Raw genomic sequence first — 21,794 nt, forward strand, 5'->3', positions numbered from 1 at the left:
AATGGTTGCTATTGCTGCATCGCACCCGACAATCCCCGCTGACAGCACGGCGCAAAAGCTCTCGCGTATCAAGGCGATTGTGGCTGCGTCGTCCGGAAATCTGGTCGAGTGGTACGACTTCTATGCTTACGCATTTACCTCGATCTATTTCGCGGCGGCGTTCTTCCCGTCTGGCGACCAGACCAGCCAGTTGCTGGCGACGGCCGGCATTTTCGCCGTAGGGTTCTTCATGCGGCCGCTCGGTGGCTGGCTGTTCGGCTGGATCGCCGATGCGCATGGCCGCAAGAATTCGATGGTGCTGTCGGTGCTGCTGATGTGCGCGGGATCGCTGATGATCGGAATGCTCCCCACGTACCAAACAATCGGCGCCGCGGCGCCGGCGCTCCTACTGTTTGCGCGCATGGCACAAGGCCTGTCGGTCGGCGGGGAATATGGAACGGCGGCAACTTATATGAGCGAGATTGCCGGCAAGGGCAACCGCGGGTTCTATTCGTCATTCCAGTATGTCACGCTCATCGGCGGGCAACTTCTCGCACTCCTCGTTGTCGTGGTTCTGCAGCAAACCTTGTCGCTCGACGAGCTGAAGGAATGGGGATGGCGGGTGCCTTTCCTGTTCGGCGCCGTCGCGGCCGTTGTGGCGTTGTATCTCCGCCGCTCGTTGCAGGAGACGGCCTCGGCGGAGACCATGCACCGCAAGGAGGCAGGTTCTCTCTCCGGCCTCTGGCATCATAAGCGCGCGCTGCTGATCGTTCTCGCATTCACGATCGGCGGATCGCTATTTTTCTATACGTTTACGACCTACATGCAGAAATTCCTGGTCAACAGCGTGAAGCTGGATGCCAAGACGGTCAGCTCGATCATGACCGCTGCCCTGATCGCCTTCATGCTGCTGCAACCGGTGTTCGGGGCGCTATCGGACAGGATCGGCCGGCGCAACAACATGATCCTGTTCAGCGCATGCGCTACCCTCGCTGCGGTGCCGCTATTGATGGCATTGTCCAGCACCACCAACGTCTACGCCGTTTTTGGCCTGATCATGATCGGTCTTGTGATTGCGTGCTTCTATACCTCGATCAGTGGCGTCGTGAAGGCCGAACTGTTTCCGCCCGAGGTGCGCGCCCTAGGCGTCGGACTTCCCTACGCGATTGCCAATGCGATGTTCGGCGGAACGGCGGAATATGTTGCATTGTCGCTGAAATCGTCCGGATACGAAACCCTGTTCTTCTGGTACGTCGCGGCGATGGCGCTGGTCGCCCTGGTCGCGTCGCTCTGGATGCCGGATACGCGGACGCGAGGCTATCTCGACGGCGATGGCCGGATCTGAACTGAAACACGACGGCCCCGTCATGCCTGCGACGGCGTCCGGAGAGCATTGAATTCGAATGGGAGAGACGCGCTGATGGCCAAGGGATCAGATTTGTTGGTTGCCGCACTCGAGAACGAGGGCGTCGACCGAATTTTCGGCGTTCCCGGCGAGGAGAACCTCGATGTCGTGGAAAGCTTGCGCAACTCGTCGATCAAGCTGATCCTGACACGCCACGAGCAGGGCGCGGCCTTCATGGCCGCGACTTATGGACGGCTGACTGGCAAGCCCGGCGTGTGCATCACCACGCTTGGCCCTGGCGCATTGAACCTGACGACTGGCGCCGCCTACGCGCTGCTCGGCGCCATGCCCATGATCATGCTCACGGGCCAGAAGGGCATCATGAGCAGCCGACAGGCCAAATTCCAGATCGTCGATGTGGTTAGCGCTTTCAAACCGTTGACCAAGCTGTCGCTCCAGATCGTCAGCACAAGCGGCATTCCGACAATCGTTCGCGATGCCTTCCGGATCGCCATGGAAGAGCGTCCGGGTCCGGTTCTTCTGGAACTGCCCGAGGACATCGCGGGCGAGGAATCCGAAGACGTCGCGATGGTGGCGCCGCATCCGATCGAGATCCCGGTCGCCCATCGTGCCTCGCTGGATCGCGCTGCCGACATGATCCTCAAGGCCAAGCGGCCCTTGATCATGCTCGGCGCCGCCGCGTCCCGGCCGCGCAGCACGGCCGGCATCGGCGGCTTCGTCCGCCGCACGAAAATTCCGTTCTTCACCACACAAATGGGCAAGGGAACGGTACCCGGCGGCAGCAACCTCTACATGGGGACGGCTGCACTCAGCGAGCGCGATTACGTTCATGAAGCGGTCGACCGAGCCGATCTGATTATTGCCATAGGTCACGACACCATCGAAAAGCCGCCCTTCATCATGGGCCCCAAAGGTCCTCAAGTCATCCACGTCAGCTACACGCCGGCCAACGTGGAGCGGGTCTACTTTCCGCAGTGCGAAGTGGTCGGCGATGTTGGACCGAGCCTGGAGTTGCTGGCCGATCGTCTCGAGGGGCGGCTGCATCATGCCGGCGCGCTGTTAAGCCTTCGCGAAAGTATCCTGGCCCGGATCGGCGATCGCGCGACCGAGGACCGTTGGCCCCCGACGCCGCAACGCATCGTGCACGATGTGCGAAAGGTCATCCCTGAAGACGGCGTCGTCGCGCTGGATAACGGGATGTACAAGATCTGGTTCGCCCGCAACTACCGCACCTATGTGGCGAACACGCTGCTGCTGGACAATGCCCTCGCGACAATGGGCGCCGGGCTGCCATCCGCCATGATGGCGGCGATGCTGCATCCGGAACGCCGCGTGCTCGCGGTCTGCGGCGACGGCGGCTTCATGATGAATTCGCAGGAGATGGAAACCGCGGTTCGCCTTAAATTGAATCTCGTCGTGCTGATCCTGGAAGATTCGGCCTATGGCATGATCCGCTGGAAACAGGCGGTCGATAGTTTCCCGGACTTTGGCCTCACGTTCGGGAATCCGGATTTCGTCAAATACGCCGAGAGCTACGGCGCGAAAGGCTCGCGGGTCGAAAGCACGGATTCGTTGATTCCGACGCTCGAAAACGCTTTCAAAGGTGGCGGTGTGCACCTCGTCGTCGTGCCGATCGACTACAGCGAAAATACCCGCGTGCTCGTGGATGAACTTCGCGAGAAGCTGAAGCAGGTTATTGAGCCGACCGTGTGAGCCGTCGGCTAGGGCCGATTGATGAGCTGAGCTGAAATTGGCGTGGTCGCAAGCGCCGGCAATGGAGAGTGCAATGAGTGAGCAGATCAACGAGCAGGCTGAGAAGATGCGGGAAATGGCGCAGACCACGCTGGACAAGGCGAAAGAGGCTGTGTCGAAATACATAACCGAATCCCAGAAGTTGAGAGAGAAGGCCGATTCCAGCGTTCGCTCAACCTATTCGGCGGCGAAGGAGATGAACGAAAGAGCCGTCGCGTTCGCCGAGGAAAATGTGGCTTCGGGCTTCGAGCTTGCGCAACGGCTGTTGCATGCCAAGGACCCGCAGGAAATGGGTGCAGTTTATCAGAGCCATCTCAAGGAGCAGATGGAAAAAATGAACGCGCAGTTTCGCGAGCTTGCAAGTGCAATGAACCAGCCGTCGACTGTTGACCTGAATAAGTAGCGCCGGTCGCCTCAGAGCGAAATCAAATCGCTGATCACAGGATGTTGCCTGCACGCGTTCCGAGCGCGGACGATGCATCATCCGATCAAGACAATCGCATCGCAGTGCGTCGGGGAGGCTCCAAGGTGGGCACGGAAAAGTCAGATACGCTGATCCATGACGTGCCGGCCGGCTGGGCACGGCGGGCTCATGCTGACGCTGCGAAATACAGCAGCATGTATGCTTCGTCGGTGTCGACGCCGGATGCTTTCTGGGCGGAGCATGGCAAGCGGATCGACTGGATCAAGCCGTTCACGAAGGTGAAGAATACCTCCTTTGCGCCCGGCAAGGTCTCGATCAAGTGGTTCGAGGACGGCACCACGAATGTGGCGATGAACTGCATCGACCGGCATCTTGCCCGGCGTGCCGGTCAGGTCGCGATCATCTGGGAGGGCGACGATCCCGCCGAATCCAGGCACATCACCTACGCGGAGTTGCACGATCAGGTCTGTCGTTTCGCGAATGTCCTGAAAAGTCACGGTGTGAAGAAAGGCGACACCGTCACGATCTACCTGCCCATGATTCCGGAAGCCGCCTATGCCATGCTCGCCTGCGCGCAGATCGGGGCGGTCCATTCCATCGTGTTCGGCGGGTTCTCGCCGGATGCCCTGGCCGGACGTATCGAGGGCTGCCAGTCCAAAGTCCTGGTCACCGCCGATGAGGGGCTGCGCGGCGGGCGCAAGGTACCGCTGAAGGTCAATGCCGACGATGCGCTGAAGAAGGTGGCCGGCATCGTGAAGACGATGATCGTGGTCAAGCGCACCGGCGGTGGCATCGACTGGGTCGACGGCCGCGACGTCTGGTACGCGGACGAGGTGGCAAAGGCCTCGGCCGACTGCGCGCCGGTCGAAATGAACGCGGAGGATCCGCTATTCCTTCTTTACACGTCGGGTTCAACCGGTGCTCCAAAGGGCGTCGTTCACAGCACGGGTGGCTATCTCGTTTTTGCGTCGATGACGCACCAGTATCTGTTCGACTATCATGACGGCGACATCTACTGGTGCACCGCCGATGTCGGCTGGGTCACCGGCCACAGCTACATCGTCTATGGGCCGCTGGCCAACGGCGCGACCACGCTGATGTTCGAGGGGATCCCGAACTATCCCTCAACATCGCGCTTTTGGCAGGTCGTCGACAAACACAAGGTCAACATCTTCTACACCGCGCCGACCGCGATCCGTTCGTTGATGGGTGCGGGGGAAGAGCCGGTCAAACAGACCAGCCGTGCGTCGCTGCGCTTGCTCGGCTCGGTGGGCGAGCCGATCAATCCGGAAGCGTGGGATTGGTATCACCGCGTGGTCGGCGATGGACGTTGTCCGATCGTCGATACCTGGTGGCAGACCGAGACAGGCGGCATCTTGATCTCGCCGCTTCCCGGCGCGACGGCTTTGAAGCCCGGTTCGGCAACCCTGCCGTTTTTCGGAGTGATGCCGGAAGTGGTGGACGCAAGTGGTGCCGTGCTGACCGGCGCATGCGAAGGCAATCTCGTCATCGCCGATTCCTGGCCAGGCCAGATGCGCACGGTCTACGGCGACCACGAGCGCTTCATGCAGACCTACTTCGCGACCTATCCGGGCAAGTATTTCACCGGCGATGGCTGCCGGCGCGACGCCGACGGCTACTACTGGATCACCGGCCGCGTCGACGACGTCATCAACGTATCCGGTCATCGCATGGGGACAGCCGAAGTCGAAAGCGCGCTCGTCGCACATCAGAAGGTTTCCGAAGCCGCTGTTGTCGGTTTTCCGCACGACATCAAGGGGCAGGGCATCTACGCCTACGTCACCTTGATGTCGGATGCGGAGCCCTCCGGAGAGTTGCGCAAGGAACTAGTGGCCTGGGTCCGCAAGGAGATCGGACCGATCGCCGCACCCGATGTCATTCAGTTTGCGCCGGGCCTGCCCAAGACCCGCTCTGGAAAGATCATGCGTCGTATTCTGCGCAAAATCGCCGAGGACGAAGTCGGCGCGCTCGGGGACACCTCAACCCTGGCCGATCCGGCGGTGGTCGATGATCTCATCAAAAACCGCCATAGCCAAAAGGCGGCGCCGAAATGAATATCGACGCGATTTCGATCGGCGACAATCCCCCGGAGGACGTCAATGTCATCATCGAGGTTCCGATCGGCGGTGAACCGATCAAATACGAAATGAACAAGGCGGCGGGCGCGCTGTTCGTCGACCGCTTCCTGTATACGCCGATGCGCTATCCCGGAAATTACGGCTTCGTTCCGCACACGCTTTCGGACGATGGGGATCCGATCGACGTGCTCGTGGCCAATTCGCGGCCGATCGCTCCTGGCGCCATAATCAATGTGCGGCCGATCGGCGTGCTCAAGATGGATGACGAGGGCGGCGGCGACGAGAAGATCATCGCCGTGCCGATGCCGAAACTGACGATGCGCTACGCACACGTCAACGGGATCGCCGACATGCCGCAGATCGCGATCGAGCAGATCCAGCACTTCTTTGAACACTACAAGGATCTGGAGCCGGGGAAGTGGGTGAAGGTGATCGGATGGGGCGACAGTGCCGAAGCGCGCCGGCTGATCGTCGAGGCCATCGCGCGGGCAAAGAGCTGAAACCGAGATATGGGCAATGATATGAGACTGGTTCTGTTGGGGCCGCCAGGCGCAGGTAAGGGCACGCAGGCGACGAGGATCGTCACTCGATTTGCGATCCCGCAATTGTCGACCGGCGACATGCTGCGCCAGGCGGTTGCGGAAGGCACGGCTGCGGGATTGCGCGTCAAGCACATCATGGATCGGGGTGAGCTTGTGCCCGACGACGTCGTGGTATCGGTGATCGCTAATCGTATCGACCATTCCGATGCGGTAAGCGGCTTTATCCTTGACGGCTTCCCGCGCACGGTCGCGCAGGCCGAAGCGCTCGATCAGGAACTCGCCACCCGGGGCATCAAGCTCGATGCGGTGCTTGAGCTCGAGGTCGACGAAGATGCGCTGCTCGACCGCATCAAAGGGCGCGCCGACGATGCGGCAAGCCGAGGCGAGCCGGTGCGCCGCGACGATAATCCCGAGGTCTTCAAGACCCGGCTCGGCGTTTATCGCGAGCAAACCGCGCCGGTCACGGAATACTACCGGTCGCAGGGACTGCTCAACGTCGTCGACGGTTTGCAGCCGATTGACGCCGTGACCGAACAGCTCGCCGCGGCGCTTGCGGCAGTAACGTCCGATCAGATCAGGAGTGACGTCAGATGAAAGCGTTTACCTTCCAGGCACCCCCCAACATCCTGTTCGAGGCAGGCGCATCGAAAAAGCTGGCGGAGTTGGTCGCTGGATACGGGGCAAAACGTGTTCTGCTGGTTACGGATAAGGGCGTACGCAATGCCGGCCTGACCAGAAACGCCGAGGCTGGCCTGGTTGCCGGCGGCTGCGAACTGACAATATTCGAGGATGTGGAGGCGGATCCACCGTCGTATATCATCGAGCGGGCGGTCGCACTTTGCCGTGACAAGGACATCGAGCTGGTTGCCTCAATCGGCGGCGGCAGCGCGCTCGATACCGCGAAGTTGGTGGCCTATCTGGCCAAGACGCCTGATCGCCTCGACGATATCTACGGCGTCGGCCTTGCCAAGGGCGAACGCCTTCCGCTGCTGCTGGTGCCGACAACGGCCGGAACGGGCTCGGAGGTGACCCCGATCGCGATCGTCACCACGCCGACGACTGAGAAAAAGGAGTCGTTGCGCCCCGCCTGCTTCCGGATTGGGCGATCCTTGATCCGGAGCTGACGCTCGGCCTGCCCGCGCATGTCACCGCGGCGACCGGCATCGACGCCATGGTCCATGCGATCGAAGCCTATACCAGCAAGCACCGGAAGAATCCGATGTCGGACCAGTTGGCACGGCAGGCTCTCGCCCTGCTGTCGGCGAATGTCCGGACGGTCTGTGCGGACGGATCTAATCTCGAAGCGCGGTCGCAAATGCTGCTGGGTTCGATGCTGGCCGGCATGGCGTTCGCCAATTCCCCGGTCGCCGCCGTGCACGCGCTGGCCTATCCGATCGGCGCGCTGTTCCACGTGCCGCATGGCCTGTCGAATGCCTTGGTGCTGACCCAGGTGCTGCGATTCAATTTGCCGGAGGCAGAAGGCCTCTACGCCGAACTGGCGCCGATCGTCGATCCCAAGTCGGAAGGAATGAGTGTCAGCCAGCGGGCACGGCTGTTCGTCGATGCGATCGCAGCGATCTGCCGGGATTGCAACGTGCCGGCCTCGCTGGCCGATGTCGGCATTGCGAGGGGCGACCTGAAGAAGCTCGCCGAGGATGCGATGAAGCAGACGCGGCTTCTCGTCAACAACCCGCGCGAACTCAGCTTCGACGATGCGCTGGCGATCTACACCGAGGCGTTCGGCAACCGCGCGGCGGCCTGAGCGGCACAAAGAGTGAGCAGCATGAGCGAGAAGGACAAATCGGCTTCCGCTGATTCCGATCCCGGCCTCGAATGGGCGAAGCTGTGGCAGACGATGGCCGAATCCTCGAACCGCATGGTCGAGGCGTGGTCGGGGTCGATGGCACCGTTCATGCTGGCGCGTCTGTCGGAAAAGCCGGGTGGTTTTGGCGACGGCAACGAACTGTCGGCGGCGATCGAGCGGATGGCGCAGGGGCCGCGGCTGGCCGACGTCTGGGACATCGACCGGAAAATGGCGTTGGCCTTTGGGGCCTGGATCGAGATGCGCCAGCGGCTTGCGAGCTACAATGCGGTTGCTGCCGCTCCATGGCCTGAAGCGTCGAAGCGGTTTTACGAGACGATGTCCGCCACCGGCAGCGATGGCTCCCCGCATCCGGAGTGGCGCGAGGCGTTCGCCAAATGGAGCGAAATCTCCAACGAGGAACTGATCCGCAATCAGCGCACCGACGGGTTTTTGCAAGCTCAGAAAGAGCTACTCCAGGCGGGACTCAAATTGCGGAGTCGGCAGGATGATGTCGCTGAGGCCGCGTCAGCCATGTTGGGGCTGCCGACCCGCAAGGATTTCGACGACGTGACGCAGCAATTGACCGAACTTCGCCGAGAAGTCCGTACGCTCGCCCGCCAGATCCGCGACCAGAAGAGCGAAGCCGCACGATGAGCGATCAGGAGAACCAAACCTCGCGCTTCGCCCGTGACATGGCGGCCAACGCCGAGAAGATGTTCAAGGCGACACAGTTGATCGCCAATACGCGGGATGAAGACGTCGCCATCGGCACGACACCGAAGCATCTCGTGATGCGCCGCGACAAGGTCGAGCTGTTCCATTATGAGCCGATGGCAGAAGCGACGGCGAAGACGCCCGTCCTTTTGGCCTACGGCCTGATCGGGCGGTATACCATGGCTGATTTACAGCCTGACCGCTCGCTGGTGCGCAGCCTTCTCTCAAAAGGGCTCGATCTCTGGCTGATCGACTGGGGCCAGCCGGGCCGAACCGAGCGATGGCTGAAAATTGATGATTACGTCGATGACTACATCGATGCCGCAGTCGACCGCATCGCGCAGGAAACCGGCCATGACAAGATCACGCTGCTCGGCATCTGCGAAGGCGGCGTCTTTACGACGTGCTACGCCGCTCTGCGTCCGGAAAAGGTGAAAAATCTCGTCATCACCATCACTCCGATCGACTTCCATGCCGATGTCAAGGACAAGGCCGCTCACCACGGCTTCCTCAACCTTTGGACCCGCAGCCTCGATCCTGATGACATCGACAAGCTGGTCGATACTTACGGCGTGCTGCCGGGCGAGTTCATGAGCTCGGTGTTCTCGATGATGACGCCGATGCGCTCACTGACGAAATACAATGTCGATCTCATCGACATCGTCGATGACGACGCCAAGTTCATGAATTTCCTGCGCATGGAAAAGTGGCTCGCGGACCGTCCGCATCATCCTGGCGGAGCGGCGAAGCAGTGGCTGAAGGATCTCTACCAGGAGAACCGCCTGGTGGAGGGCAGCTTTGAGCTGTCCGGCCGCCGGGTCGATCTGAAGTCGATCACGGCTCCCGTGCTGAATGTTTTTGCGCTGGACGACCACATCATTCCGCCGGACTGCTCGCGCGCGCTCGGAGCGAAGATAGGCAGCACGGATTATACCGAAATCCCGCTGCCCGGCGGCCATGTCGGCCTGTTCGTCTCCAGCAAATCGCAGGGCAAGCTGAGCCAGAGCATCGCCGACTGGCTGGTCGCCCGCGACGCCAATCCCGGAAGTGAATCCTGATGCGCAACAAGATCGTCGACGCCGCCGAGGCGGTTGCCATCATCCGTTCCGGTGACACCGTCGCCTCGTCCGGCTTCGTCGGCGTGGGAACGCCCGATGAAATCATCAAGGCGCTGGAGCGGCGCTTCGTCCAGACCGGAGAGCCGCGGGACCTTTCGCTGGTGTTCGCGGCGGCGCCGGGAGACGGCGCCGATCGCGGCCTCAACCGCCTGGCGCATCCCGGCCTGATCAAACGCCTGGTCGGCGGACATTTCGGCCTGGTTCCGAAGCTCGCCCGGATGGCGGTCGACAATCACGTTGAGGCCTATAACTTGCCGCTCGGATGCGTATCGCATCTGTTTCGCGAAATTGCGGGGCGCAAGGCCGGGCTTCTCTCCAAGGTCGGGCTCGGCACCTTCGTCGATCCGGCCAATGGTGGCGGAAAGCTGAATGCGCGCACCACCGAAGAGCTGGTGCGGATGATCGAAATCGACGGCGAACAATGGCTGTTCTACAAGGCATTTCCCATCAACGTTGCGATCATCAGAGGTACCACCGCCGACCACAACGGCAACATCTCGATGGAAAAAGAGGCGTTGACCCTCGACAATCTGGCGCTGGCAACGGCCGCCAAAAACTGCAAGGGATTCGTCATCGCGCAGGTGGAGCGCATCGCCGCCTCCGGCTCGCTCAATCCGCGTCACGTCAAAATTCCGAGCGTCTTGATCGACTGCGTCGTCGTTGCGCAGCCCGAAAACCATGTCCAGACCTATGCCACTGGTTACAACGGAGCATTTTCGGGCGAATTGCGCGCGCCGGCCGATCGCAATGTTCCGATGGCGCTGGATAACCGCAAGATCATTGCGCGCCGCTGCGCCCTGGAATTGCCGATGGGCGGCGTGGTCAATCTCGGCATCGGCATGCCGGAGGGAGTCGCCTCGGTTGCCGCCGAAGAAAAGCTGTTCGACTTTGTGACGCTGACTGCCGAGCCCGGCATCATCGGCGGCATTCCGCAAGGCGGCCTCGATTTCGGTGCTTCGATCAATGCAGAATCGATCATCGACCAGAACCAGATGTTCGATTTCTACGACGGCGGCGGGCTCGATCTGGCCTGTCTCGGCATGGCTCAGGTCAATGGCCGCGGCGACGTCAACGTCAGCCTGTTCAATGGCCGTCTGGCCGGCGCCGGCGGCTTCATCAACATATCCCAGAATGCGCGCCGGCTGATCTTCGCAGGCACCTTCACCACCGGTGGGCTCAAGACGTCGGTCGTGGATGGTCAGCTCAAGATCCTCAGCGAAGGCAAGTCCTCGAAATTCATCGACAAGGTGGATCAGATCACGTTTTCGGGCCAGCTTGCCGCAACCAACAGGCAGCCCGTTCTCTATGTGACGGAGCGATGCGTGTTCCGCCTCACTCCCGAAGGCCTCGAACTGATCGAGATCGCGCCGGGTATCGATATGCAGCGCGACATTCTCGCGCTCATGGGCTTTCGGCCCATCGTCCGCGCGCCGAAATCCATGGACGTTTCGCTGTTCAGCGAAGCGCTGATGCAGCTCGACGACCGGCTGCTCAATCGGCCGCTGGCGGAGCGGCTGTCGTACGATGCCGATCGCAACACGCTGTTTCTCGGACTTGACGGCTATCGGGTCCATAGAGATGCCGACGTCGAGGTCATCCGGGCGTCGATCCTCGAACTCTTCCATCGTGTCGGACGCCGGTTTTCCGCAGTCGTCAACTACGATTCGTCTTACATCGCTCCCGATATGGCGGAGAAATGGTTTTCAATGGCCGCCGAGGTCGAGCGGACCTGCTACGATCATGCCTCGCGCTACACCACCAGCGCATTCATGCGCCTGAAGCTCGGCGACGCGTTGGCCCGCCGCGACGTCGCGCCACATATCTTCGAAACCTCGGCCGACGCCCACCGGTTTGTCGAATAGACCGATGGGGCTGAAATCCACCGAGTTGCGCCCCACGGACTGGCCTGAAGGACGGCAGAGGGCGCCCGACCGCACCGGATCGGTGCGCGGGCTGACCCGGCGCGGCTTCCATCGTATCGCATTCACGGATTGGGGGCCCGCGCCCGCGGTGCGGCCGGTGCTCTGCGTCCATGGCTTGACCAGAAACGGCCGGGACTTCGATCACCTCGCCGCAGTTCTCGCAATGGCAGGGCGGCAGGTGGTCTGCCCGGACTTGCCGGGCCGCGGACAAAGCGAACGGCTGCACGACAGCAGCGACTATGCCTTGCCGCAATATTGCAGCGACATGACCGTGTTGATGGCAGCTCTTGGTGCAACGGAGATCGATTGGGTTGGAACGTCGCTGGGCGGCTTGATCGGGATGGCGCTGGCCGCCCTTCCGGGCAGTCCGATCCGTCGCATCGTCATCAACGACATCGGACCCTATCTGCCCTGGACCGGATTGCTTCGTCTCGGTGCCAATCTCAACGAGGCGCCCAAATCGTTTGAGACGATCGAACAGGCCGAAGGCTACTACCGGCGGGTTCTGGCGCCTTTCGGGCGATTGGAGGATGTGCACTGGCGGCATCTGACAACGCATAGCGTGGCCTGGAGCGTGGAGGGGCGCTGCTTCAAGCCGCTGTGCGATGCGAACATCGCTCAGGCCTTTCGAAACCCTTGGCACTACAGCGTCGATCTCTGGAAATACTGGGATGCGATCGATGTCCCCATTCTGGTCATACGCGGGCAGCAATCGGATTTGCTTTCCGAAGGCGTCCTCATGGACATGATGCGGCGCAATCGCAATGTCCGCGTTCACACCGTCGCGGACTGCGGGCATGCGCCGGCCCTGATCGCTGACGAACAGATCGAGGTCGTGACGCAGTTTCTGAGCGGCCACGACTCCACTTAGCGCTGAATGCTTCATGCCGAACTGCATCATAACGTGTTAATTCCAACCTGGCTGTCTTCATCATGGCTTCGAAACTCACGCTCAAAGATCCGACCCTGTTGCGCGATGCCTGTCCGGTGGCAGGTGCGTGGGTAGCCGCCGATAACGGCGCCACCATCACGGTCGATAATCCCTCGACCGGCGCCGTGGTCGGACATGTCCCCAACATGGGGATGGCCGAGACCCGGCGGGCGATCGAATTCGCCAACGCTGCGCTACCGGCGTGGCGAGCCCGTACCGCGAAAGAGCGCGCCGTGATCCTGCGACGCTGGTTCGATCTGATGATGGCGAACCAGGACGATCTCGGTGCGATCATGACGGCGGAGCAGGGCAAGCCGCTCGCTGAAGCCAAGGGCGAGATCGCCTATGCCGCAAGCTTCGTCGAGTGGTTCGGCGAGGAAGCAAAACGCGTCTATGGCGATACGATCCGGGGTTCACGGCCGACCGACGCATCATCGTGCTAAAGCAGCCGATCGGCGTTTGTGCCGCAATCACCCCGTGGAATTTTCCGGCCGCGATGATCACGCGCAAGGCGGGCCCGGCCCTGGCGGCGGGTTGCACCATGGTCGTCAAGCCGGCAAGCCAGACACCACTGTCCGCGCTGGCGCTTGCGCTGCTGGCGGAGCGGGCAGGCGTCCCTCAAGGTGTGCTGTCCGTCATCACGGGTTCGGCGTCGGCGATCGGCGGCGAAATGACCTCCAATCCGATCGTACGCAAGGTGACATTCACGGGTTCGACCGAAATCGGCAAGAAGCTGATGGCGCAGAGCGCGTCGACGGTGAAGCGGACATCGATGGAGCTCGGCGGCAACGCGCCGTTCATCGTCTTCGACGATGCGGACATCGATGCCGCGGTCAAGGGCGCGATGGCTTCGAAATACCGCAATGCCGGCCAGACCTGTGTTTGCGTCAATCGCTTCCTTGCGCAGGACAAGATCTACGATTTGTTTGTCTCGCGTCTGGCTGAGGCGGTTAGTGCGTTCAAGATCGGTGACGGGTTCGAGCCCGGCGTCGCGATTGGTCCGCTGATCGACATCGCCGCCGTGGAGAAAGTCGAAGAGCATGTTTCCGATGCGGTTTCCAAGGGAGCGCGCGTCGCCATCGGTGGGAAGCGCCATGCGCTTGGCCGCACGTTCTTTGAACCGACGGTATTGGCGGACGCCACGCCGGACATGTTGATCTTCCGGGAGGAAACTTTTGGCCCGGTCGCGCCCGTATTCCGCTTCAAGACTGAAGAGGAAGCGATCCGCCTTGCGAACGATACCGAGTTCGGACTTGCGGCCTATTTCTACGGCCGCGATATCGGACGGGTCTGGCGCGTTGCCGAAGCGCTCGAGTACGGCATCGTCGGTATCAACGAAGGCCTGATCTCGACCGAGGTTGCACCGTTCGGCGGCGTCAAGGAGAGCGGCAACGGCCGTGAGGGTTCGAAATACGGCATCGAGGACTATCTGGAAATCAAATACCTCTGCATGGGTAGCATCCAGAGTTCTGCCACTTGAGCGGCTGCCGGCATCGCGGAACAACGCATGGGCGGAAACCGTTTCGGGCCGTAGCTTGAATGGGGAGGAGCGGCCACGTAGGGAATAGTCGCAACATTCAGCGGTTTAGTTTTGTTGCTCGGAATATCGAAATTCGCCGCGAAAATTTTTCCGACACTCCGGAATCGAAGTTGCCGAATAAGTGGTCGTTATCATTTATATTCGTGGGACAGGCGCCACTAACAATTCGCTTCACAGCTCAGCTCAACGCGTGAGCGGCCAATCCGTAGACCCACGGCTCGTTTTCCTTTCGGTTGAGGAATCGCCGCCCCTTGGACATGGTTGTGACCGTCTCGCTGATCGCGAGGCGGCTCTGCTGAAGATAGTCAGCAAACAGGCCCGTCTGCTCCCGGGTATCGACGCGGGCGAAACGGCCGGTGAGATCCTTAAGATGCACGGCCGTGAGATGGATCGCGTCATAATCATTGCTGGCGACAATGGGACCGATCACGTGACCACGCCCGAATTCGCGCTTCATGGAGTAGCCGACGGTCTTGCCGTCGCGGCGCAGTACACAGATTGACGCACCTTCCGAAAGCAGAGCAAGCAGCTCCCGGCGGCTCGTGCCGAATGCGCGCTCATCCAGCGCCGCAATCTCATTGAGAGTTTCGGCCGACGCCGACCTCAATTCGCCATCCAGAACTGATGTCGGTGGAAGGGGTGATACGATCTCTCCCTGCCACTGATACACGACCGCTTCCTTGGTGAAGCCCAGCGACAGATAAAGATGATAGGCAGCATCGGTCGAGTTCAGGGCAAGATTCCGATCCTCGCACCGTTCGAACACCTGTTCCATCAGCCATCGGCCGGTACCTTGTGCTTGGGTGCGCGGCGATGTGAGTACCAGGCCGATGGTGGCGAATTCGCGTCCGTGGGGGAACCACATCGCACTTCCGAAAACGCGCCCGATGCCGTCAACAGCGACGATGCCCTGACCGGCGCGGCGCAGGAAATCCCAGTCCTTTGGCCGATGCGGCCAGCCGACGGCAATCGAGAGCGCGTGGAGCAGCTTCACATCAACGTCTCGAATGTCGCGCGCGACCAATTCGAAGGACTTCAGGCGTACGGATCGTCCCATCTCAGTTCATTCCTTCGCGGAATGCCAACGTCTATGGCTTGTCGTGCTTTATGAACCTGCTGCCCAGTTGCGACAGCAGACGTGTTTGCCGCAGCATTGCACGGAAAGCCAGCAGGTTTCACCTGTTTTGGTGCAAGTGTTCGAAATGTTCGGCATATAGCGCACCGATATTCGGCAGAGAAAGCTTCTGCTTGCCGCTAGGCTGTAGATGTCCGGCGAGCTCGCTGCGCGCCAACAAGTCATCGAGCATCTCGCCGCGTGACACGAAGGGTCCCTCGATGGGGTTTCTTTTCAATTCCGATGCCGCTCGGGGCGAAATTTTCCGCCAGATATTTGCGCGCGAGTTCCCCGATCTGGAATTCTACCAGGGTAGGAAAAGCATCGACCCGGAAAAGGTGCGGTATCTGCTGACCTGGAACGTGCCGGACGACGTCTCGCGTTATCGCAATTTGGAGGTGCTCTTTTCGATCGGTGCCGGAGTCGACCAGTTCGTGCCCGAGATCATACCCGATCATGTGATGCTGGTGCGTATGGTCGAGGATGGCATCATACGCATGATGCAGGAATACGTCGTGCTTGGCGTGCTGGCGCTCCATCGCGAGATGCTCGCATATCGGGAGCAGCAGAGAAGGGGCGAGTGGCAAGATATTGTCACTCCACAGGCGACCGAACGTCGCGTGGGTTTCCTGGGCGTTGGGATGATGGCGCAAGCGGCAATCGATCGCCTCAAGCCCTTTGGATTTTCCCTTGCCGCATGGAGCCGCAGCAAAAAGGTGGTCGGGGGCGTCACCTGCTTTCATGGCGACGATCAGCTGGGCAGTTTCCTGAGTGGAACGGATATTCTCGTCTGTCTTCTGCCCCTGACGGAGCAAACCCGCGGCCTCCTGAACGCAAAACTCTTCTCGCTTTTGCCGATGGGAGCGCGACTGCTGCATGTCGGCCGCGGCCCGCAGCTCGATCAGGCCGCACTCATCGAGGCGCTCGACGGCGGCCGCCTTGCAGCAGCTATGCTCGATGTCACTGACCCCGAGCCGCTGCCGGAAGGCCATGCGCTCTGGGCACATCCGAAGGTCATGATAACGCCGCACATCGCATCCGTGACGCAACCGCATACGGCGGCACAATCCGTCGTAGAAAACATCAGGCGCCACCGCGCGGGAAAAAATCCGATCGGGCTTGTTGATCGAACACTCGGCTATTAACCAGGGATAATGCCATGTCACTTCTGATTACTATCGATACCAATCCGGACTTCGCACCAAAGAACACCTTGCCTGCTCCGGAACGACTCATTTCGGGCAATCCATCCTTCAAGACCTGGGCGCAGGACGCCTCCAAAGCCGAGAAGGTGCTGACCGGCGTCTGGGAAGCAACGCCCGGCGAGACCCATTCCATCAAAGGCACCACTTACGAGTTCTGCCACATCATCTCGGGTCTCATCGAAATTGAGGAAAAGGGTGGTGAGACCAGGACTTACCGCGGCGGCGACAGCTTCGTGATGAAACCGGGCTTTGTCGGCGTCTGGCGCACGATCGAGACCGTGCGAAAGATCTACGTCAGCGCTTATGACTGAGCGCAATGCTCAGAGCGGTCGAAATCTGGCTTGGCAGAACAATCGACTTTCAAAGTCGCGCCTGACCGGCTTCAGCGCCGTCAGGCAATTCTCGATGAAAAAATGCGGTGTGCGGCCTTTACTGCTCAAATGAGCCGGCTTTGCTCGCCTGTCGCAAATCCAAGAGCGTTCTCGTCGTGCAGACCTGCTCGGTTGGCAAGCAGGAATGGCGGAGTAGGGCCCGAAGGCAAAGGAACATGTAGATGATTGCATTGAAGGACAAGGATCTGTTTCGCCAGCAAGGGCTGATCGGCGGCAATTGGCGAGATGCGAGCGCGAAAGCCACTGTCAATGTCATTGATCCTGCCAGCCAGAACGTCCTTGGTACCATCCCCCATATGGGGCGTAACGAGACTGCGGCTGCAATCAACGCTGCGGCTGATGCGTTCAAAGCTTGGAAGAAGACTACTCATGCAAAACGCGCGGCACTTTTGGAGCGTTGGTATGAGCTGATGCGGCAGCATGAGCAGGATCTGGCGCTCTTGCTGACTCTGGAACAGGGCAAGCCGCTTGCTGAATCGCTCGGAGAAATCCGCTATGGGGCATCCTTCGTAAAATGGTTTGCGGAAGAGACACGCCGGATCAACGGATCGACCATCCCTTCACCCACTGCCGATCGCCGCATTCTGGTGCTGAAAGAGCCGGTAGGCGTCTGCGGGATCATCACCCCCTGGAACTTTCCTAACGCCATGATCACGCGCAAGGTGGCACCTGCGCTTGCTGCGGGCTGCACCGTGGTCATTAAGCCATCTGAATTTACGCCATTTTCGGCGCTCGCGATCGGCGTTCTGGCGCAGCGGGCAGGGATCCCGGCGGGCGTCATTAATATCGTGACGGGCATGCCCGCGGAAATCGGCCAAGAACTGATGACCAATGAAACTGTCCGTAAGATCTCGTTTACCGGGTCGACTCGCGTCGGCGCATTGCTGATGAAGGGCGCCGCCGCCAACATCAAGAAGCTCAGCCTCGAGCTCGGCGGCAACGCGCCGTTCATCGTCTTTGATGATGCCGATGTTGACCGGGCCGTCGAGGGCGCGATTGCGTCGAAGTTTCGTAATGGCGGACAGACCTGCGTTTGCTCCAATCGCATTCTGGTGCAATCCGGCGTTTACGATGCCTTTGCGAAAAGGCTCGCCAGCCGGGTCGCAAAAATGAAGGTCGGTGCCGGCACCGAAGAAGGTGTCGAAATCGGACCAATGATCAATGGCGCGGCGATAGAAAAGATCAAGCGGCACGTCACAGACGCCCTGGACAAAGGCGCGAAGATCATCTCGCAGAGCGAACGTATGCCGGAAGGTCGGCAGTATGCGCGCCCCGTCGTGCTCGGTGAGGCAACGACTGACATGCTCTTGGCCTCAGAAGAGACGTTCGGACCAGTCGCGCCGCTTTTCCGCTTCGAGACGGAGGACGAAGCGATCGCGATCGCGAACGGCACGCCCTTCGGCCTTGCCGCCTACTTCTACACTGAAAACCTCAAGCGCTCGTGGCGCGTTGCCGAGGCGCTGGAATTCGGCATGGTGGGCCTGAACACCGGCCTGATCTCGACCGAGGTCGCGCCGTTCGGCGGTGTAAAGCAGTCCGGGCTGGGGCGCGAAGGATCCCAGCTCGGGATAGATGAATATCTTGAGATCAAAACGCTTCATGTCGGCGGATTGGAATAAGGGGGCGATTCCTGGTTTCAGGAGAGGAATCGAAGGGTTCTCCGATTTTGCGGCGGACCGCATCCGCGCGACAACACCATGATGCCTCGACAGCGAAGTAACACAATTCTGTCGGATGAGTAGTTCGAACACAGAAAAAGGGAGCGGTTGAACCGCCCCCTTTATTCATCACGCAACAGTCTCTACTGAAATTTTCGAAGGTCTACGTGCCGCGAAAGAGCCCGAAAAGGATATGCCTTCACGCACTTCTTCGAAGGGGCTCCAAGCCGACTGCGGCGGCGAGCCCGCCGATGTCAGCGACCTCACTGTATTCATAGAAGGGATTCGCGGGCTCATGACCGCGGTTCACCCACACCTTGCTCTTGATGCCCAGGTCGTAGGCTGTCATCAGGTCGTAGCGGAAGGAGGATGAGACGTGGGTGATATCTTCCGGACCGCAGCCAAGCTTGTCCAGCATGTATTCAAAGCCTTTCATGTGCGGCTTGTAGGCGCCGGTTTCCTCGGCCGTGATGACCGTGTGGAAGGGCGCGCCGAGCTTCTCGACGTTCGACATGATGAGGTTCTTCATGGAATTCGACAGGATGACCAGCGGAATCTCCCTGGCAACTTTGGCCAGACCCGCCGGGACGTCGGGGTGTGGACCCCAAGTGTGGATCTCTTGATTGATGCGCTGGGCATCCTCCGGCCGAAATACGACACCGTTGCGCTTGCACGCGCGCTCTACCGAATTATGCACGACCTCGAAGTATGGCTTCCACGCGCCAAGAACTTCGTCCAGGCGATAGGCGGCGAAATCCTTGATGAAACTTGCCATCGTCGTGGCAGAAAGCTGGGAGCCGTAGACTCGCCTTGCCGCACCGGCCATGTCGAAATTCGTCAGCGTGCCGTAGCAATCGAAAGTGATATATTTCGGTCGGAACTCGGTCATGTCGTGGTATCCTCCAATCCTCTCGGCACCGCGTGCCAGTACGACAAGCATCATAATGAGCATCGCGTAAGATAAAGCGCCGCTTTCGCTGGAGCCGGAAGCAGATTGTGTCGTATCGGCTCGAAGCCTTGGCAGAGAGTTGCGCCAAGCAACCTTTCGAGTTGAACAGCACCGCCACGCGGCGGACGCCGCCGCGGTATAAGATGCGGCGTCGATCAAAAACGAAAGTCAAAACTCCTTTGGCTCAGGCGCAGCTTGGGAGGAACTGCTGTCGTCGATATCCTACTTTGCGTTTCGGGTTGATATGGAGGCCGAAATGTTGAGCAATTCGCTGATCGAGCTGGACCGCGCACATCTGGTTCACCCGGTCTCATCCTATCGCGGTCACGAGGCCTTGGGTGTGCGGGTGTTAAGATCAGCGAAGGGCGCGACCCTGACCGATGCATCGGGACATCAATTGCTCGACGGGTTTGCTGGTCTGTGGTGTGTCAACGTCGGGTACGGACAAGAGAGCATCGTTGAAGCTGCCACGAAGCAGTTGCGCGAGCTGCCTTACGCGACGGGCTATTTCGGGTTGGGCTCCGATCCGGCCATCCGGCTGGCCGCCAGGTTGGCCGAATTGGCGCCTGGCGATCTGAACCATGTTTACTTCACGCTAGGTGGCTCCGATGCCGTCGACAGCACAATCCGATTTATTCGGTACTATTATCATGCCAAGGGTACGCCGCAGAAGGATCAGTTCATTTCCGTCGAGCATGGCTACCACGGATCGTCGACGGCAGGGTCCGGCTTGACCGCGATCCCCGCCTTTCATGCGGGCTTTGGGGTACCTTATAGCTGGCAGCACAAAATTCCGTCGCACTATACCTATCGTAATCCTGTCGGTTCCCATCCTCAGGCTATCATTGCTGCGTCGGTCGCGGCCTTGCGAGCCAAGATCGCCGAACTTGGCGCAGATCGCATTGCGGCTTTTTACGTCGAGCCAATTCAGGGATCAGGGGTGTCCTCGTGCCACCGCCATCTTGGTTGAAAGCCATGCACGCCGTTTGCAAGGAGAACGATATTTTGTTCGTAGTCGATGAGGTCATCACTGGCTTTGGTCGTGTCGGCCCATTTTTCGCCTGCGAAGAAGACGACGTCGTGCCGGATTTCATGACCACCGCAAAGGGTCTGACGTCGGGCTATGTGCCGATGGGAGCCGTTTTCATGTCCGACCGCGTCTACAACACGATTGCGGACGGAGCCGGCAAGACGGCCGTCGGCCACGGCTACACCTATTCCGCGCATCCCGTCAGTGCAGCGGTCGGGCTCGCGTGCCTGGATCTTTACGAAAATGGCTTGTTGGCAAACGGCCGAAAGGCGGGGCACCGCCTGATGGAAGGCCTTCGCGCGCTTGCCGATCATCCACTTGTCGGCGATGTCCGTGGTCGCGGCATGCTGGCCGCAATCGAGCTCGTCACGGACAAGGAGCGCAAGACGCCCCTGCCGGCGGAAGCTGACGCCGCGCGCCGCATATTCGACCGCGCATGGGACAACGGTCTCGTCATCCGCGCCTTTGCCCAGGGCGTGCTGGGTCTTGCGCCCCCGCTCTGCTGCACGGATGCGGACATCGACGGCATCATCGAACGAACTCGCATGACGCTCGACCAAACCCTCGAAGACAGGGACGTCCGCGCGGCGATGAAAGGATAATCACTGCGCCTGTCATTCCGAGGCCAGAAAAAGCCTGAGCCGTAGCGCCGGCCCGGCGATCTGCCCATGCTCCCCGGGGTGGAGGATTGTTCTTCAGCTATTGAATATGCTTTCGAGAGGCAGATGGGATTTCACGATCGGAGACTTCAGCACGACAAAACTGAAGTATTTGTCGATTCCGATATCCATCTCGACGAGACGTTCCATCAGCGCTTGATATTCGCTGATTCCCGCTGTGATAAACTTCACCAGGTAGTCATATCCGCCCGAAACCAGATGACATTCGACGACCGAATCTATCTTTTCGATGGTCGTGAGAAAGCGCGCGAAATCGATCTGGCGATGATTTTTGAGCGTGATCTCGGCGAACACAGTCAGAGTTTGTCCGAGCTTGGAGACGTCGATCTGGGCGGAATAGCCGGTGATGAAGCCCTCCGTCTGGAGCCTCTTGACGCGCATCAGGCACGGGCTCGGGGAAAGGTTTATCAGCTCTGCGAGCTCGACGTTGGAAGTCCGCCCGTTCTTCTGCAGTTCGCATAAAATCCTGATGTCGATCTTATCGAGCTTCATAGGCAATGCCATGAGATGGGAGCCATAGCGGCGTCAAGGCTTTGAGGCTTCAGCGTCATACGCACTGTCATAGCACCAACCAG

16 protein-coding genes and 3 pseudogenes are annotated in these 21,794 nt (G+C 60.2%); 16 read left to right on the plus strand and 3 right to left on the minus strand.

The annotated features are described in order from the left end of the window. Position 1: 1 nt before the first annotated feature. From AB3L03_RS20900 to gabD, 12 genes and pseudogenes are all read left to right on the plus strand, one after another. Positions 2–1,324, plus strand: coding sequence for an MFS family transporter (locus AB3L03_RS20900; RefSeq protein WP_210350919.1), 1,323 nt, complete (start codon positions 2–4; stop codon positions 1,322–1,324). Between the two features lie 75 nt (positions 1,325–1,399). Further along, positions 1,400–3,058 (plus strand): acetolactate synthase large subunit, encoded by a 1,659-nt coding sequence (locus tag AB3L03_RS20905; protein WP_018453170.1) that lies wholly within the window; start codon positions 1,400–1,402, stop codon positions 3,056–3,058. Between the two features lie 73 nt (positions 3,059–3,131). Continuing rightward, entirely contained in the window at positions 3,132–3,500 is a 369-nt protein-coding gene (locus AB3L03_RS20910; protein WP_143273907.1) for a phasin family protein, read from the plus strand. 41 nt (positions 3,501–3,541) lie between these two features. Further along, entirely contained in the window at positions 3,542–5,596 is a 2,055-nt protein-coding gene (gene acs / locus AB3L03_RS20915) for an acetate--CoA ligase (protein ID WP_368506980.1), read from the plus strand. Beyond that, complete coding sequence (ppa, locus tag AB3L03_RS20920) at positions 5,593–6,120, plus strand: inorganic diphosphatase (protein WP_018453173.1); 528 nt, start codon at positions 5,593–5,595, stop codon at positions 6,118–6,120. Before acs ends, ppa begins: the two co-directional genes overlap by 4 nt. A 21-nt stretch (positions 6,121–6,141) precedes the next feature. Next, positions 6,142–6,756: an adenylate kinase gene (locus AB3L03_RS20925; protein ID WP_026232477.1), complete on the plus strand. Its 615-nt coding sequence runs from the start codon at positions 6,142–6,144 to the stop codon at positions 6,754–6,756. Next, a pseudogene (locus AB3L03_RS20930) lies at positions 6,753–7,924 on the plus strand (iron-containing alcohol dehydrogenase). The gene AB3L03_RS20925 and the pseudogene AB3L03_RS20930 overlap by 4 nt, the downstream one beginning before the upstream one ends. Before the next feature lie 21 nt (positions 7,925–7,945). After that, complete coding sequence (locus AB3L03_RS20935) at positions 7,946–8,620, plus strand: poly(R)-hydroxyalkanoic acid synthase subunit PhaE (RefSeq protein WP_204512497.1); 675 nt, start codon at positions 7,946–7,948, stop codon at positions 8,618–8,620. Continuing rightward, positions 8,617–9,738 (plus strand): class III poly(R)-hydroxyalkanoic acid synthase subunit PhaC, encoded by a 1,122-nt coding sequence (gene phaC, locus AB3L03_RS20940; protein WP_204512496.1) that lies wholly within the window; start codon positions 8,617–8,619, stop codon positions 9,736–9,738. The genes AB3L03_RS20935 and phaC overlap by 4 nt, the downstream gene beginning before the upstream one ends. Continuing rightward, entirely contained in the window at positions 9,738–11,660 is a 1,923-nt protein-coding gene (locus tag AB3L03_RS20945) for an acyl CoA:acetate/3-ketoacid CoA transferase (protein ID WP_368506981.1), read from the plus strand. Before phaC ends, AB3L03_RS20945 begins: the two co-directional genes overlap by 1 nt. A gap of 148 nt (positions 11,661–11,808) precedes the next feature. Continuing rightward, entirely contained in the window at positions 11,809–12,591 is a 783-nt protein-coding gene (locus AB3L03_RS20950; protein ID WP_231190210.1) for an alpha/beta fold hydrolase, read from the plus strand. Positions 12,592–12,653: 62 nt separating this feature from the next. Beyond that, positions 12,654–14,131 (plus strand): annotated as a pseudogene (gabD, locus tag AB3L03_RS20955) (NADP-dependent succinate-semialdehyde dehydrogenase). Positions 14,132–14,369: 238 nt separating this feature from the next. On the opposite strand, the gene AB3L03_RS20960 reads toward gabD, so the two are convergent. Further along, entirely contained in the window at positions 14,370–15,248 is an 879-nt protein-coding gene (locus tag AB3L03_RS20960; RefSeq protein ID WP_085361110.1) for a GNAT family N-acetyltransferase, read from the minus strand. Between the two features lie 278 nt (positions 15,249–15,526). Between AB3L03_RS20960 and AB3L03_RS20965 the strand changes: the two genes are divergently transcribed. From AB3L03_RS20965 to AB3L03_RS20975, 3 genes are all read left to right on the plus strand, one after another. Beyond that, on the plus strand, positions 15,527–16,450 hold the full coding sequence (locus AB3L03_RS20965) for a glyoxylate/hydroxypyruvate reductase A (RefSeq protein WP_085350778.1): 924 nt from the start codon (positions 15,527–15,529) through the stop codon (positions 16,448–16,450). A 14-nt stretch (positions 16,451–16,464) separates the two neighbouring features. Then, positions 16,465–16,821 (plus strand): cupin domain-containing protein, encoded by a 357-nt coding sequence (locus AB3L03_RS20970; protein WP_018453184.1) that lies wholly within the window; start codon positions 16,465–16,467, stop codon positions 16,819–16,821. Positions 16,822–17,063: 242 nt separating this feature from the next. After that, positions 17,064–18,521: an NAD-dependent succinate-semialdehyde dehydrogenase gene (locus AB3L03_RS20975; RefSeq protein ID WP_368506982.1), complete on the plus strand. Its 1,458-nt coding sequence runs from the start codon at positions 17,064–17,066 to the stop codon at positions 18,519–18,521. 238 nt (positions 18,522–18,759) lie between these two features. On the opposite strand, the gene AB3L03_RS20980 is transcribed toward AB3L03_RS20975, so the two are convergent. After that, positions 18,760–19,449 (minus strand): haloacid dehalogenase type II, encoded by a 690-nt coding sequence (locus AB3L03_RS20980; protein ID WP_204512493.1) that lies wholly within the window; start codon positions 19,447–19,449, stop codon positions 18,760–18,762. Between the two features lie 316 nt (positions 19,450–19,765). Here AB3L03_RS20980 and AB3L03_RS20985 point away from each other — a divergent pair. Further along, positions 19,766–21,141: pseudogene (locus tag AB3L03_RS20985) on the plus strand (aspartate aminotransferase family protein). Between the two features lie 93 nt (positions 21,142–21,234). Here the strand turns inward: AB3L03_RS20985 and AB3L03_RS20990 are convergent. Next, entirely contained in the window at positions 21,235–21,711 is a 477-nt protein-coding gene (locus AB3L03_RS20990; RefSeq protein WP_018453188.1) for an Lrp/AsnC family transcriptional regulator, read from the minus strand. Positions 21,712–21,794: the final 83 nt, after the last annotated feature.

The organism is Bradyrhizobium lupini, assembly GCF_040939785.1.
Lineage (GTDB): Bacteria > Pseudomonadota > Alphaproteobacteria > Rhizobiales > Xanthobacteraceae > Bradyrhizobium > Bradyrhizobium canariense_D.

Bases quoted from the DNA above. Each gene is read 5' to 3' on its own strand.
- AB3L03_RS20970 (WP_018453184.1), top strand. From the start codon at position 16,465: ATGTCACTTCTGATTACTATCGATACCAATCCGGACTTCGCACCAAAG.
- AB3L03_RS20925 (WP_026232477.1), top strand. From the start codon at position 6,142: ATGAGACTGGTTCTGTTGGGGCCGCCAGGCGCAGGTAAGGGCACGCAG.
- AB3L03_RS20905 (WP_018453170.1), top strand. From the start codon at position 1,400: ATGGCCAAGGGATCAGATTTGTTGGTTGCCGCACTCGAGAACGAGGGC.
- AB3L03_RS20960 (WP_085361110.1), bottom strand. From the start codon at position 15,248: ATGGGACGATCCGTACGCCTGAAGTCCTTCGAATTGGTCGCGCGCGAC.
- AB3L03_RS20900 (WP_210350919.1), top strand. From the start codon at position 2: ATGGTTGCTATTGCTGCATCGCACCCGACAATCCCCGCTGACAGCACG.
- AB3L03_RS20910 (WP_143273907.1), top strand. From the start codon at position 3,132: ATGAGTGAGCAGATCAACGAGCAGGCTGAGAAGATGCGGGAAATGGCG.
- acs (WP_368506980.1), top strand. From the start codon at position 3,542: ATGTTGCCTGCACGCGTTCCGAGCGCGGACGATGCATCATCCGATCAA.
- AB3L03_RS20945 (WP_368506981.1), top strand. From the start codon at position 9,738: ATGCGCAACAAGATCGTCGACGCCGCCGAGGCGGTTGCCATCATCCGT.
- AB3L03_RS20965 (WP_085350778.1), top strand. From the start codon at position 15,527: ATGGGGTTTCTTTTCAATTCCGATGCCGCTCGGGGCGAAATTTTCCGC.
- AB3L03_RS20980 (WP_204512493.1), bottom strand. From the start codon at position 19,449: ATGACCGAGTTCCGACCGAAATATATCACTTTCGATTGCTACGGCACG.
- AB3L03_RS20975 (WP_368506982.1), top strand. From the start codon at position 17,064: ATGATTGCATTGAAGGACAAGGATCTGTTTCGCCAGCAAGGGCTGATC.
- phaC (WP_204512496.1), top strand. From the start codon at position 8,617: ATGAGCGATCAGGAGAACCAAACCTCGCGCTTCGCCCGTGACATGGCG.
- ppa (WP_018453173.1), top strand. From the start codon at position 5,593: ATGAATATCGACGCGATTTCGATCGGCGACAATCCCCCGGAGGACGTC.
- AB3L03_RS20990 (WP_018453188.1), bottom strand. From the start codon at position 21,711: ATGAAGCTCGATAAGATCGACATCAGGATTTTATGCGAACTGCAGAAG.
- AB3L03_RS20935 (WP_204512497.1), top strand. From the start codon at position 7,946: ATGAGCGAGAAGGACAAATCGGCTTCCGCTGATTCCGATCCCGGCCTC.